The organism is Halomonas salinarum, assembly GCF_012062845.1.
In the GTDB taxonomy this organism is placed as follows: Bacteria; Pseudomonadota; Gammaproteobacteria; order Pseudomonadales; family Halomonadaceae; genus Onishia; species Onishia salinarum.
Genome location: NZ_WWNB01000004.1, coordinates 178,279 through 191,659, shown reverse-complemented (window position 1 = coordinate 191,659; position 13,381 = coordinate 178,279). Strand labels below are relative to the sequence as shown.

The following is a 13,381-nucleotide window of genomic DNA, read 5'->3' as shown; positions in this document are numbered from 1 at the left end:
GCTAGGGACAGAAGTGTACATGAAACCGGGAGTGCTTCATTGATGAGACGGATTGCAGCCATTGGGCGGTTAGGCGCCATCACCCTGATGCTGATGACGCTGAGCGCCATGGCGACGGCCCAGCCCCATCCCAGCGAGGCTCAGCGACAGGTCGCGCCAGAAATCGCCGACTCCCTTCGCTACGGTCACTACGCGGACATTAGCCTGACGGATGACTGGTCGAAGCGCGCCTTTCAGCGCTATCTCGACATCCTTGACCCGCAGCGTGCCTATCTGACCCGACGAGACGTCAGCGAGTTTCGCACTAAATTAGGTGGGCAGATCGTCGATGTACTCTACGACGGAGACCTTGACCCCGCCTTCGCCCTCTACGAGCGCTACCAGCAACGCCTCGAGGCGCGACTGGAGTGGATCCTTGCCAAGCTCGATGACGGTCTCGACTACCGCTACGATACCGACGAGCGGCTGGCACTGGAGCGCGAGGACGCTCCCTGGGCCGAGAGCCAAGCGGCCCTTGATCACTTGTGGGAAAAGCGTCTCAAGAATTCTGCCCTGACCATGCAACTCAGTGATCAGGACGAGGACGAGGTCACCAAGACCCTGCGTGAGCGTTACGAAGGCCAGCTGAACCGCATACGCCAGACCAACGCCGAAGATATCTTCGGCCTGTTCATGGCCGCCATTAGCGGCACCATCGATCCTCACACCGAATATCTGTCGCCGCGCCAGGGCGAGTCCTTCGACATTCAGATGCGCTTATCGCTTGAGGGCATCGGCGCGCTGCTGCAGGCCGATGGAGAATACGTCAAGGTGTCGAGCCTGGTGGCGGGTGGCCCTGCCGAGAAGGCCGGGGTTCTTGAGCCCGCCGACCGCATTGTCGGCGTCGGCCAAGGCGATGACGGCGAGATAACCAACGTGGTCGGCATGCGTCTCGATGACGTGGTCGACCTGATTCGGGGCCCGAAGGGATCGACGGTGCTGCTCGAGGTCGTGCCGGCACAATCGGTGGACATGACCCGCTCACATGTCGTCGAGATTGTGCGCGATACCGTCAATCTCGAGGACCAGGCAGCCAGCAGCGAGGTCATTGAGATCAAACGTGAGGACGGTACCCACCGCATCGGGGTCATCGACATTCCCACCTTCTATGTCGACTTCGATGCCTGGCAGGCCGGTGAAGAAGATTACCGCAGCACGACCCGCGACGTGGCCAAGGAGATCCGTTCTCTGAAGGCGCAGGATGTCGAAGGCATTGTCCTCGACCTGCGTAATAACGGCGGCGGCGCTCTCCAGGAAGCCAACTCACTGATCGGCCTGTTCATCGACCGGGGCCCCACCGTTCAGGTACAAGACGCCCGCGGACGCATCAGCCTCTATGGCGATACCGACAGCGGCACCCTCTATGACGGACCGCTGACAGTGCTGGTCAATCGCCTCTCAGCCTCTGCATCCGAAATCCTGGCGGGCGCGATTCAGGACTATGGCCGCGGCTTGGTCGTTGGCAGTCGCACCTTTGGCAAGGGCACCGTGCAGACCCTCAACGAGCTTAGCCATGGCGAGGTAAAACTTACCCGGGCGAAGTTCTATCGCATCTCCGGTGAAAGCACCCAGCACCGCGGCGTTGAACCCGACATCGCCTTTCCAAGCATGATTGATCCGGACGTAATCGGCGAGAGCAGCCTTGATAACGCACTGCCCTGGGACACGGTACGAGCCGTGCAATATCGCCTTTACGGCACGCCCTGGCGTCACCTGGAAGCCCTGTCCGCGGCGCACCGCGAGCGCATCGCCTCGCACCCCAATTTTGTCTATCTGGAGAAACAGGCCGACCTCTCGCGCAAGCTGCGCGATCAACGGACCAGCGTCAGCCTGAATCGAGAGCAGCGAAAGCGGGAAATGCAGGCCCAGGAGGCCGAACAGCTATCGCTCGAAAACCAGCGCCGTCGCGCGCTGGGCCTCGAAGAGCTGGAAGACTGGAGCCAGGCACGCGGCGCTGCCGAAGACGCCGTTCCCTCGGCGCAACTGGAAGACGAGTCGGCCGCGCCCATCGATCGCGCTCAGGTAATCGAAAGCGCCGAGATCCTGCTCGACTACGCGCAATTCAGTGCTGATGGCCGCCAGGTTACCAGCACGGATTGACGCAGACATTACGTAACGGGCGCGCCTCTCGCGGGGCGCGCCCACTCCCCTGCCAGCCTCGTTCGTTCCTCACCTATCCTGTCCTTGTCCACGTCAGCCGCTTAGGCCCACCACGCCTTGCCCACTTTTCGCATTGCGCGGCGCGTTGCGCCTTCGACCATCCAATGGTCACGCTACGAACATGGCCGTTCGATGATGAAGTTGAGAGCAACAGAAGGTAAGCAGTGGAAAAAAGGCAGTGGCATGCGACAAGGGACGGCAGGCAGGCCATTAAGGTGCTTATAACGTGATAGCGAGTCGTGTGATAGTGGGTATTGTGATGGCGGCGGCGCTGATAACTGACGCAGTCACCACAACACGTCACTCTTTCATATTAAGCGCCGAAGAAAAGGCGCTCACTTAGCGTAATGCATGGCGGGCGCGTGAAAGCTTTCGGTGAAGAGGTGCTTGGCCAAAGGAGTACGGCTGAAAGGCGGCCGCTAACAGAGTGCTGAAAGCTCACCAAGCGAGAGCCACAAGTACTCACCTTCAGTCTTCAGACGCCATGCGCGCCCGAAGTCGGCTTACCGCCTGGCTATGCAGCTGACAGACGCGGGACTCGGTTACCCCAAGCACGGCGCCGATTTCCTTGAGGTTCAGCTCTTCCTGATAATAGAGCGCCATCAGCAATTTTTCCCGCTCCGGCAAGTCAGCGATGGCCGCTACCAACTGTTCGCGCTGCTGGCCGTCAGCCAAGGCCGCAAAAGGCGACTGAGGGCCCCCTGCTCCTGCCTGGGGTTCGCCACCCTCTTCCACCATTTCCTCGAACGGCAGCAGATGGCCGTTATTGGTATCGCTCAACAGTTGACGGTAGACATCCATCGGCATATCCAGATCGGCGGCAATCTCCCGCTCTTCTGGCGGCCGACCCAACTGCTGCTCCAGGCGGCGAACGCTGGCATCCACGCTGCGGGCATTACGACGCACGCTGCGCGGCATCCAGTCACGGGTTCGCAGCTCATCGATCATGGCACCGCGAATACGCTGACTCGCGAACGTGGTAAAGGTAGCGCCCGCTTTCGCATCAAAGCGCCCCAGTGCATCCAACAACCCCACCATGCCGGCCTGGATAAGATCATCCAGCTCTACCGCCGCCGGCAGTTTGACCTGCAGCGACAGAGCCTGTCGCCGGACGACAGGCAGGTATTGTTCAAGAAGCGCATTTTGGTCGATCTTGCCCTGTGCCGTGTACATCCAGTTGCCTCTAGAACCGACATGGAGCCGGAAAGCGTGATTCGGACGAGACTCCGAGAGAACCGGAGGTCGGTGTACTCTATTATTCAGCCTGTCAGTCTGCGCAGAAGGGTAAAATAACCCCTAATCATGGCGGTTATTTCTCTGGTAAGGCGGTTTGGCTTCTATAGTTGACGATGACCTGCAGGTTATCGACCCTGACCGCTCGACGCTGGCCATTCGGCAGCAGGAAGCGAAAGTGGATGGCGCCGCCGGCCTGCCATGAGGCAGGCGCATTACGCCTGCCGCTTTGCGTGGTCAACCGCATGCACACGCTGCCCTGACATAACCAGGCTCGCACTGCCTTCCCGGGAGGTAAACGAAACTGCCAGCTTATGTCCCGAACCTGGCGTCCTGCCAAGCGAGCCGACTGGCTGGCCTCGAGTGCCTCGGAGTGTGTTACACGCCCCGGCACGGCCACGTTCACCGCAGGCGCATTGGCCACCCAGCTACCCGCCGATAGACATACTGGCGCCATGCCCAGCAGTATCACGGCGAGGAGACTCACCCCCCACTGCCGCCTCATGGGGCCAACACCAGCAGGTCGATCTCGAAGGCCTCGCGGGCCATCTGTTGCAGGTTGTTGAGCAAGCCTCGCCGTGAGGCCACCGGCGGATGCAGCGCCAATAGCCGCCGTGGGCCACCGCCACGACGGATCGCCTGCATGACCTTGAAGGCCTGGCGGAAGCCATCACCATCGGTATCGACCCATAGCGCCCAACGTTTCTCCTGCCTGGCCAACTGAGCCAAGTGAGGACTATGCGCATCGCAGGCAACGACCTGCCAGGCCGCGGGGTCACCGACCCAACGTTTCCCCTGGCGTGACCAGCTGACAAGCGCTGCCTGAGCACGCTCACCCCCCCCTTTCCTGGGAAGCCCCAGCACCATAAGCGGAATGACAGCAGCCGGCTCAGACCTCGGCTCGGGTTCATCGCCTGCGCAAGTGATCTCGCCACTCTTCCCTTCAGAACTCGCCCGCTCAGGGACCGCTGGCTCAGAGGCTTGTGGATCAGTAGCTTCTGCGGAGTCGGCGCGATCGGCAAATGACGCAGAGCCCAAGGCTCGCTCCTGCGCTTGCTCGTGGCCTTCGCGATAGGCGTTATCGACAATCGCTGCATCGATATCCGACGCGTCCGATGTTACCGCTGCCTCACCGGAGGCGGCCTCTTCCGAGGCCTGACGCGACTGAGCCCAGCGCCGCAGACCGGCAGCCTGATCGCTCATACTGACCGTCCGGCCTGCTCACTGAAGTGGCGAATCGCTTCGCGAGCATCCAGGACTTGGATCAAGCCCTCCAGCAGATTCTTGGCGCGGCGCGGACGACGACCCGACTGCAGCCTCATCAGGTTCGCCCTTGCATCCATGGCCCAATCCTCTTCCGCGTGTTCAAGATGCAATGCCAAGGCGGCGATACCGGTTGCCATGAACACTCTGAGTTCGCTATCCAGAGCGAGGGGCCCTTGGCCACAGAGCTGACGCGAGGCGTGTCGAGCCAGGGTGGGCAACTCATCATTGCGAAGCTGCTCGAGCAGTGCCGCTCGTCCACACGCCGTTGGCCACCACTCAGGCGACAGGGCATAGCGTCGTGACAGCAGTGAGCCACTGTCACGATCACGGACTTCAGCAAACCAGACCCAGAGCGCATCGCCATGGGTATCACCGGCACCACAGCTCAAGGCCTCAAGCCTTCCAAGCGTGACCTTGGCTGCCTGACCACGATAGCGAATCAGCGCTGGCTCAATCGCCTGTGCCTCATCCACCAGGCTTGTCAGGGTCGAACGCTCACCGCGATACAGCACGCGGCTATTGCCCTGCGCCTGGCTCAGCCAGCCGCTGCCGCGCTCCCGGAGCCAGGCCCTGGTGGCGGCATCGGGAATCCTGGGCAGTAAATGAGCACTCACACTGAGTGCCGACTCGGCCCAGTCAATGCGTTCACGATGGCCAGCCACCAGCCGATGTTCGGGAAAAGGCTGCACGACCGGGCGCCCAACACTATCGAGTGCCAGATGAGGCAGCATCCAATCCTCGCCCGGCAGCGACGATGAGCGTGCCCACAGGAGGGTGGTCCCCTGTGCCGGCATCCGCTCATGGAGCGACGTAAGGCGCACAGGATGCAGGCTTGGCGGTAATGAACTGATGGCCCAAGCGTCAGACAGTATCTCGAAGCCGGGAACCTGGGTACGCAACATCTCCCAGAGGCTACCCAGCGCCCTGCCCTGGCCAAGCAGCGCCGGGGCACCACTGGCACGGGTCTGAGGCTCATCGAGCTGAGACATAGCAAAGGGCGATGGCACACCGGCCTCCAGGGCTTCCCGGACCAAGGCTCGTGAATCGGCCAACGCCAAATCCTCGGGTACCTGCTGACCATGTGACACGAAATGTAGCGTCAGCCCATGGCGGATCAGCGTGTCCAGCGCACCGCCTAGTCTGGCGGCCTCATCGTGTTTGGTGAGAATGGCATCATCGAGGCGACCGCCGACTGCGCGAGCAGCCTGTAAGTAAGTGGTCACCACCTCATCGATAGTTTCGCCTTGGCTCGCCGCGTTGAGCAGTAACACCAGACGCACGGCGCGACTGTCGCCTCGAAGGTGGGCGATCTGCTCAAGGAGGCGTCGATCACGCTGACTCATGCCGACGGTATCAACGATCACCAGGTGCTTGTCGACCAGCCGCGGCAACAGGCTTTCCAGTGGGCGGTCCGCTTCGAGGGCGTGCATTTCGATGCCCATCAAGTCGGCATAGATACGCAACTGATCCTGAGCGCCAATGCGGTAGGCATCTGTCGTGACCAGCACCGCCCGCTCAGGGCCATGACGCATCACATAGCGCGCGGCAAGCTTGGCCGTGGTAGTGGTCTTGCCAACGCCAGTGGGCCCCACGAGCGCAATGACACCGCCCTCATCGAGCATCGCCTCAGCTTCCGGCGCGACCTTGAGCCTGGCCACCAGCTGACGCTCAAGCCAGGCTCGCTCATCTTCGGGTGAGGCACCCGCAAGATCCGCAGGCAATGACGCCAGCAGATCACCGACCAGCTCATGGCCGAAGCCTGATGCCAGCAAGCGACGGTGCATATCCGACGCTGAGCTCGGCTTGGCGCGATCCTGCTTACCCAGCAGCTCGCGCATTTCCTGCATCTCACCGAGCAGTTGCTGGCTCAGCGCAGCGAAGTCCTGGGCGGCGGATGGCGCCGACGGGGGCTGGCTTGCAACAGCGGCTTGAGGGCTCGTAACAGTGGGCTGTGCTGTGGAATGAGCACGCCCAGTCGACGCACGGTGAGCGACTCGCCACGCCTGATCGGCTTCACTGTCGGAAGAGCGCGAGGGCCGAGCGGCTGTCTGGGCGGAAGGCCTGGCCACAGGTGACGCCTCGCCAGAGATCGACACCGCCCCCTTGGCACTGCCTGATTCACCGACGGCCGGGTCAGCGGCATCATCGGCCATGGCCAGAATTTCGACGCCGTCCTCGACGGGACGATTGGCGAGAATCAGGGCATCATCGCCGAACAGGGCCCGCACCTGACGCATGGCCTCACGACTGTTGGCGCCTAAAAAGCGCTTCACGCTCACCGGTCACCTCCTACCATGCTGGTAATCCTGAGAGTACGGTCATCCGGAATCTCGGCCTGAGACATCACCACCAACTGGCGCAGACGACGACGCAGGAAACGTGCCAGCTGAGGCCGCAGGCTGTGCTGGACCACCAGCACCGGCGGCTCCCCGCTTTGTTCCTGACGCTCTAGCGCCTTGGCGGCTTGATCCATCAGTGTTTCAGCAAGCCCTGGCTCCAGTGCCCCACCGCTGTTCATGGCCTGCATCAGCACCTGCTCGAGCTTGGCATCCAGACCGATCACGTGCAGATCTCCCTGGGCCGGGAACCATTGCTGGGTAATCGCCCGCCCCAAGGCCACACGCACCATGGCGACCAGGTCAGCGACATCTGCCTGTCCTCCACCATGCTCGGCCAGGGTATCGAGGATGGTGCGCATGTCACGAATCGAGACATCTTCTTCCAGCAACTGCTGCAAGAGCCGCTGGAGTTGCGTCAGGTTGACGACCTTAGGCACTACGTCATCGACCAGGGCTTTGTCTTCCTCACCCAGCTTGTCCAGCAACCGCTGCACTTCCTGACGCCCCAGCATCTCACCGGCATGCTGATGCAGGAGATGGTTGAGGTGGGTCGCGACCACGGTGCCGGCATCGACCACGGTGTAACCGTATACCTGGGCATGCTCGCGCTGGGAGGACTCGATCCAGACCGCCGGTAGTCCAAAGGCGGGGTCCTCGGTTCGCGTCCCCTCGAGCTGACCCGACACCTGGCCGGGGTCGATCGCAAGCCATTTACCGGGATACGCCTCGGCATGACCGACTTCCACTCCCTTGAGGGTAATCACATAGCTGTTGGCGCCCAGCTCGAGATTATCGCGGATATGCACGACGGGCGGCAGGAACCCCACATCCTGAGCATACTTCTTGCGCACACTCTTGATGCGCCCCAGAAGCTCACCCTGCTGGCGATGATCGACCAGCGGAATGAGCCGGTGACCCACTTCCAGGCCCAGGGTGTCGACCAGCTGGACATCATCCCAGCTCGCTTCGGGTGCCTCCTGTGTGGGAGGCGGTGCCGCACTGATCGTTTCCTCGGCCACGCGATTCTGCTCGTTTCGCTGTAGCCACCACGCAAGCCCTCCAAGCAAGACAGTGAAAATAATGAACACCAGGTTAGGCATGCCCGGCACCAGCCCCAGAAGCCCCATGACGCCGGCTGACAACCACAACACCTGGGGGTTGATGAATAGCTGGCTGATCATCTGCTGACCGACGTCCTGGTCGGTGGTGACGCGAGATACGGTCACACCGGCAGCGGTCGAGATCACCAGCGCCGGAATCTGTGCGACCAGACCATCACCGATGGTCAGCAATGTGTAGGTCTTGGCCGCCGTGCCGAAATCGAGATCGTGCTGCATCATGCCGATCAAGAGCCCACCAATGATGTTGACCACCATGATGACAAGCCCCGCCATGGCGTCACCACGCACGAACTTGCTGGCACCGTCCATGGAGCCGTAGAAGTCGGCTTCCTGAGACACATCGGAGCGCCGCTGGCGAGCCTCGTCTTCGCCGATCAGGCCGGCATTTAGATCGGCGTCGATGGCCATCTGCTTGCCGGGCATGGCGTCCAGCATGAAGCGAGCGCCCACTTCGGCAATACGCCCCGCGCCCTTAGTGATCACCATGAAGTTGATAATGACCAGGATCAGGAACACCACCAGGCCGACGGCGAAGTTACCCCCCACCAGGAACTGACCAAAGGCCTCGATCACCTTGCCCGCTGCATCGCCGCCATTATGCCCTTCCATCAAGACGACACGGGTCGAGGCGACGTTCAGCGAGAGGCGTAGCAGCGTCGTAAATAGCAGCACCGCGGGGAACGCCGCGAAATCGAGCGGTTTCTGCGTGAACATGCTGACCAGCAGCACCATCACCGCCAAGGCGATATTGAAGGTGAAGAACAAATCCAGCGCAAAGGGCGGCAATGGCAGGATCATCATCGACAAGATCATGATGATCAGCAGCGGGCCCGCCAGGAGCTTCATCCGCATGTCGCCCAGCATATCCATGCGGTTCAGATAATTCGTCAGCGCTCTCATCGAGGCTCCTCGGTGGTGTCATCGCGCGGGGGGGAAGGCGCAGACTTATCATCCAGCTCGCTGGGAACCGGCAGATCACGTGGCGTATCGGGCATCTCGCCACCCTCCTCGCGAACGCTTTTGAGGCGCATCGCCCAAGCCAGGACCTCAGCGACAGCGGTATAGAGCGCCATGGGAACCTCAGCGTCGAGATCGACATGGCCATGTAGTGCGCGAGCCAGAGGAGGCGCCTCAAGCAACGGAATCTTGTGCTCCTCCGCCACTTCCCTGATTCGCTTGGCGACTTCATCCGCGCCCTTGGCTACCACTCGCGGTGCGGCCATCTTGCTCTGGTCGTAGCGCAGCGCTACCGCATAATGGGTCGGGTTGGTCACGATCACATCGGCTTCAGGCACCTTGCTCATCATGCGATTGCGCGCCATGGCCTGCTGCTGCTGACGAATACGCCCTTTTACTTGCGGGTCACCCTCGGACTCCTTGTGCTCGCGCTTGACCTCGTCCTTGCTCATGCGCAGCTTCTTGGCATGGCTCCATAGCTGGAAGGGCACATCGATCAGCACCGCGACGATCAAGGTCAGCACCATAAGGCCACTGGCGGTCGCCGCAAGACTCATGGCCTTGGCCAAAGCCTGCTTGATGGGTTGGTCCATCAGCGCCATGAATTCACCGACATGGGTCACCAGGAACCAGGCACCGACGCCCCCCACCAGCACCGACTTGGCGATCGCCTTGGCGAGCTCCGCCAAGGCCTGAGTCGAGAAGATCCGCTTCAGCCCCTTGACGGGGTTCATCTTGGAAAGCTGGGGCTGTAGTGATTTGGCCGAGATCATCCAGCCGCCCAGTAGCGCCGGCGAGACCAGCGCCACCACGACCAGCATCAGAAACAGCGGTAACAAGGCATAAAAGGCGCTTTCTCCCAGGGTCCAGGCATGCGTCAACATGGGCATGACCTCGAAGGCCTGACGACGCTCGAACAGGAACGACTGCTCCATCATCGTCCCGAGCTGGTCATACAGGGTATTGCCCATCGACCACAAGCCGATAACGCCGGCCAGCAGGAGCATGAAGGTCGCCAGTTCCCGAGATCGCGCTACCTGACCATCGTCACGCGCTTTTTGTTCTCGTCGTGGCGTGGCCTCTTCTGTCTTTTCGTCATCACTGCTTTCATCGGCCATAAGCTATAACCAGCGGGCCTTTACGGAGAGGGCATTTGGATGCTGGTCATTGTCGATAAAGCGGGGAAGAGCCGATACGTCAAATAGCGAGAGGTATTAGGCCTTATTCAGGACACGCGCGTTAGCACCCTGTCGAATGAGGGTGCGGAAGGGGGGAAAAGAGATATGGCATCGCACGAAGGGTCGCCCCCACCGAGCATCAAAAGCTCGGTGGGGGGCAAGCGCTAGAAACCCAGCTCGTCGAGCAAGTCGTCGACCTGATCCTGACTACTGACTACATCATGGGCATCCGTTTTCACCTGGGGGCCATTGAGCAGCGAGGCTTCTCGCTTGGCATCGGCCTCCCACTGGCCCTCGGCGCGTCGCTTCATCTCGTCGCGGCCCTGCTCGGCCGGCACGCTATCGAGCAACACTTGAACCAGCTGATGCTCTATTTCACGGATGACATCCATCATCTTCTTGATCACCTGGCCCGTCAGATCCTGAAAGTCCTGGGCCATCATGATTTCCATCAACTCTTTCTGAGTCCCTTGCGTCTTTTCCGGCACCTCACCCAAGTAGCTGCGCGTGTCGATGACCAATTCGCGGGCCTCATCCAACTCCTTCGGCGCTTCGAACCACTCCGACCACCGCTTGTCGAGCGCCGCCGCGCGAGACTCGAGATCGTCTTGCAGCGGCTGGGCCCGGTCGATGGCGTTAAGCGCTCGATCCGCCGCCTGCTCGGTCATCGACGCTACATAGTTGAGGCGGTCGCGGGCATCGGGAATCGCCTCCGCGGCCTTCTCGATTTCCTGGTCAAGCCCAAGCTCGCGCATGTTTTCACGCAACATGCGCGTCAACTGCCCGATGCGCTTCACCAGGTCTTCGCCGCCACCAACCTCGGTAGACGCCTGTTGAGCCTGTTCACTCATGATCGCTTCTCCTGCCGAGGTAGGCCCTCGTCCTGATTACATGCCGAGCTTTTCGAAGATCTTGTTCAGCTTTTCATCGAGCGTCGCGGCGGTGAACGGCTTGACCACATAGCCATTGGCGCCAGCCTGAGCGGCGGCGATGATATTTTCCTTCTTGGCTTCGGCCGTCACCATCAGCACCGGCAGTGCTTTCAGGTTATCGTCAGCGCGAATCTGCTTGAGCATCTCAAGGCCATCGAGGTTGGGCATGTTCCAGTCTGACACCACAAACTCGAAGCCGCCTTGCTTGAGCTTGTTGAGACCATCCTGACCGTCTTCTGCCTCTTCCACATTGGTAAAGCCCAGCTCCTTGAGCAGACTGCGCACGATGCGACGCATGGTAGGAAAATCGTCTACCACGAGAATCCTCATGTCCTTGTTGGCCATTTCAACCTCCTGCTTGTGTCGTCGATATCAAGGCCGGCAAGCGCCGACCCGTGGTTAGAATTCTTCCCAATCATCCTCGGTCGTTACCGACTTACGCGTTGCCGGCACCTGGTGCGAGGTCGCCGAGCGAGTCAGGCCTGAGCGACGCTCTACCGTACGATTAGATGGTAAGGAGGCGCTCTCAGCGGGCTGTGCCTGAGTGGCGCCGTCCGCCAGGCGGAAGACCGCTACCGCCTGCTCAAGACGGCTCGCCTGTTCTTCAAGAGAGGCAGCCGCCGCCGAAGCCTGTTGCACCAGGGAGGCATTCTGTTGCGTCACTTGATCCATTTGGCCAACCGCCTGCGTCACCTGCTCGATCCCATCACTTTGCTCCTGTGAAGCAGCCGAGATCTCATCCATGATATCGGTCACCCGCTTAACGGAATCCACAACTTCCTGCATGGTCTGACCGGCCTGTTCGACCAGGGTAGAGCCCTGCTTGACCTGGCCGACGGAATCATCGATCAGCGTCTTGATTTCCTTGGCGGCCGAAGCACTTCGTCCGGCCAGATTACGCACCTCGCCCGCCACCACGGCAAAGCCGCGACCCTGCTCTCCCGCCCTTGCCGCCTCAACGGATGCGTTGAGTGCCAAGATATTGGTCTGGAAGGCGATGGAATCGATCACCCCCGTGATATCGGCAATCTTCTGCGAGCTTTGCGAAATACCGTGCATCGTGGTGATAACGCGATCGACCACCTCACCGCCTCGGCCGGCCGTGCTCGATGCCTCGAAGGCCAGACCGCTGGCCTGACGCGCATTTTCGGCGTTCTGCTTCACGGTGGTGGTCAGCTCTTCCATGCTCGAGGCCGTCTGCTGCAGAGACGCCGCCTGCTCTTCGGTGCGCGAAGACAAATCGGCGTTGCCGCTGGCGATCTCGCGTGTGCCGACATGGATCGAGCTACTGCTGTCACGCACGGTTCCCACGGTCTTAGAAAGCCCCTGCTGCATGTCGCGCATGGCAGCAAACAGCTTGCCAATCTCATTGCGAGTCGTGGCGCGGATGTCTTCAGAAAGGTCTGCCTTGGCGATACGCTCAAGGGTCGCCACCGCCTCGTTCAGCGGCTTGATCAGGACCCGACGCAAGCCCACATAGATCAGCACCAGAATAATCGCCGTGACGATTAACGCCGCCAGACCGATAAGCTCGAATGTCACAGCGCTGTCATGGTAGTCATCGATCAGCGTAGCGCCACGCTCCTCGGCGTAATGCACGAAGCCGGTAAGTGCCTCATCCAGCGCATTACTTGACGCCACCATCTCATCTTCTAGGCTATCAAACGCCATCACATTGCGGTTGCTTAGCGCCTCATGCTGGGCGCGAGCAAATTCCAATACGTGAGGAAACTGTTCCTTGACCCCGCCCACGGCTTCACGGCCCTGCTCGCTCACCGGGACCGACTCGAAACTCCGGTAACGCTCCTCGGCGCGATCGATCTGATTCAGGCCGTTGGCCACCAACGTCGATGCCTCGTCGGTGCGTCCTACCAGCAATTTCTTGGACGCCGCCATCAGCTCCAATCGCGCGCCGGTCAGCAGCGCATCGGCCCGATTGAGCTCATTGAGCTGCTGGACATTGATCTGATCGACTGTCGAGAACGTCTCCCCCGCCTTGTAGTTGGCAAGCTCTCCCAGGAAAGCGATCAAGCCGATCAATACGGCAAAGACACCTAATACCGTGGTGATGGCGGCATGAATGCTCAGGTTGCGAAACAGATGCATGGTCGTGGACTCCCTGTCGTGCGATGACGTTGTGTTATTGCTGTTTCCTA

General features: G+C 60.9%; 10 protein-coding genes. 1 reads left to right on the top strand and 9 read right to left on the bottom strand.

Going from position 1 to position 13,381, the window contains the following annotated elements:
* The first annotated feature begins 42 nt into the window (after nt 1-42).
* The gene (locus HF027_RS05080; protein WP_168013485.1) at nt 43-2,139 is read left to right on the top strand and encodes a carboxy terminal-processing peptidase; all 2,097 of its coding nucleotides are present in this window, start codon (nt 43-45) and stop codon (nt 2,137-2,139) included.
* A 528-nt stretch (nt 2,140-2,667) separates the two neighbouring features.
* Here HF027_RS05080 and HF027_RS05075 read toward each other — a convergent pair.
* The 9 genes from HF027_RS05075 to HF027_RS15740 form a co-directional block, all read right to left on the bottom strand.
* The gene (locus tag HF027_RS05075; RefSeq protein ID WP_168013484.1) at nt 2,668-3,372 is read right to left on the bottom strand and encodes an RNA polymerase sigma factor FliA; all 705 of its coding nucleotides are present in this window, start codon (nt 3,370-3,372) and stop codon (nt 2,668-2,670) included.
* 136 nt (nt 3,373-3,508) lie between these two features.
* A complete protein-coding gene (locus HF027_RS05070; protein ID WP_168013482.1) occupies nt 3,509-3,919 on the bottom strand; it encodes a flagellar protein FlhE in 411 nt (136 codons plus the stop codon).
* Nucleotides 3,920-3,933: 14 nt separating this feature from the next.
* Nucleotides 3,934-4,635 carry a hypothetical protein gene (locus HF027_RS05065; protein ID WP_168013480.1) on the bottom strand — a complete coding sequence of 234 codons (702 nt, stop codon included), beginning with the start codon at nt 4,633-4,635 and terminating at the stop codon, nt 3,934-3,936.
* Complete coding sequence (gene flhF / locus HF027_RS05060; protein ID WP_168013478.1) at nt 4,632-6,977, bottom strand: flagellar biosynthesis GTPase FlhF; 2,346 nt, start codon at nt 6,975-6,977, stop codon at nt 4,632-4,634. The genes HF027_RS05065 and flhF overlap by 4 nt, the downstream gene beginning before the upstream one ends.
* Nucleotides 6,974-9,058 (bottom strand): flagellar biosynthesis protein FlhA, encoded by a 2,085-nt coding sequence (gene flhA / locus HF027_RS05055; protein WP_168013476.1) that lies wholly within the window; start codon nt 9,056-9,058, stop codon nt 6,974-6,976. The genes flhF and flhA overlap by 4 nt, the downstream gene beginning before the upstream one ends.
* Nucleotides 9,055-10,233: a flagellar biosynthesis protein FlhB gene (gene flhB, locus HF027_RS05050; protein ID WP_168013475.1), complete on the bottom strand. Its 1,179-nt coding sequence runs from the start codon at nt 10,231-10,233 to the stop codon at nt 9,055-9,057. The genes flhA and flhB overlap by 4 nt, the downstream gene beginning before the upstream one ends.
* Nucleotides 10,234-10,457: 224 nt before the next feature.
* Complete coding sequence (gene cheZ, locus HF027_RS05045) at nt 10,458-11,144, bottom strand: protein phosphatase CheZ (RefSeq protein WP_168013474.1); 687 nt, start codon at nt 11,142-11,144, stop codon at nt 10,458-10,460.
* Nucleotides 11,145-11,180: 36 nt separating this feature from the next.
* Entirely contained in the window at nt 11,181-11,570 is a 390-nt protein-coding gene (gene cheY, locus HF027_RS05040; protein WP_136255296.1) for a chemotaxis response regulator CheY, read from the bottom strand.
* Between the two features lie 54 nt (nt 11,571-11,624).
* On the bottom strand, nt 11,625-13,331 hold the full coding sequence (locus tag HF027_RS15740; RefSeq protein WP_168013473.1) for a methyl-accepting chemotaxis protein: 1,707 nt from the start codon (nt 13,329-13,331) through the stop codon (nt 11,625-11,627).
* Between the last annotated feature and the right edge of the window lie 50 nt (nt 13,332-13,381).

What these genes read in the sequence shown, in the direction of transcription:
- HF027_RS05080 (WP_168013485.1), top strand. Translation starts at nt 43, where the DNA reads ATGAGACGGATTGCAGCCATTGGGCGGTTAGGCGCCATCACCCTGATG.
- HF027_RS05075 (WP_168013484.1), bottom strand. Translation starts at nt 3,372, where the DNA reads ATGTACACGGCACAGGGCAAGATCGACCAAAATGCGCTTCTTGAACAA.
- HF027_RS05065 (WP_168013480.1), bottom strand. Translation starts at nt 4,635, where the DNA reads ATGAGCGATCAGGCTGCCGGTCTGCGGCGCTGGGCTCAGTCGCGTCAG.
- flhA (WP_168013476.1), bottom strand. Translation starts at nt 9,058, where the DNA reads ATGAGAGCGCTGACGAATTATCTGAACCGCATGGATATGCTGGGCGAC.
- flhB (WP_168013475.1), bottom strand. Translation starts at nt 10,233, where the DNA reads ATGGCCGATGAAAGCAGTGATGACGAAAAGACAGAAGAGGCCACGCCA.
- cheZ (WP_168013474.1), bottom strand. Translation starts at nt 11,144, where the DNA reads ATGAGTGAACAGGCTCAACAGGCGTCTACCGAGGTTGGTGGCGGCGAA.
- cheY (WP_136255296.1), bottom strand. Translation starts at nt 11,570, where the DNA reads ATGGCCAACAAGGACATGAGGATTCTCGTGGTAGACGATTTTCCTACC.
- HF027_RS15740 (WP_168013473.1), bottom strand. Translation starts at nt 13,331, where the DNA reads ATGCATCTGTTTCGCAACCTGAGCATTCATGCCGCCATCACCACGGTA.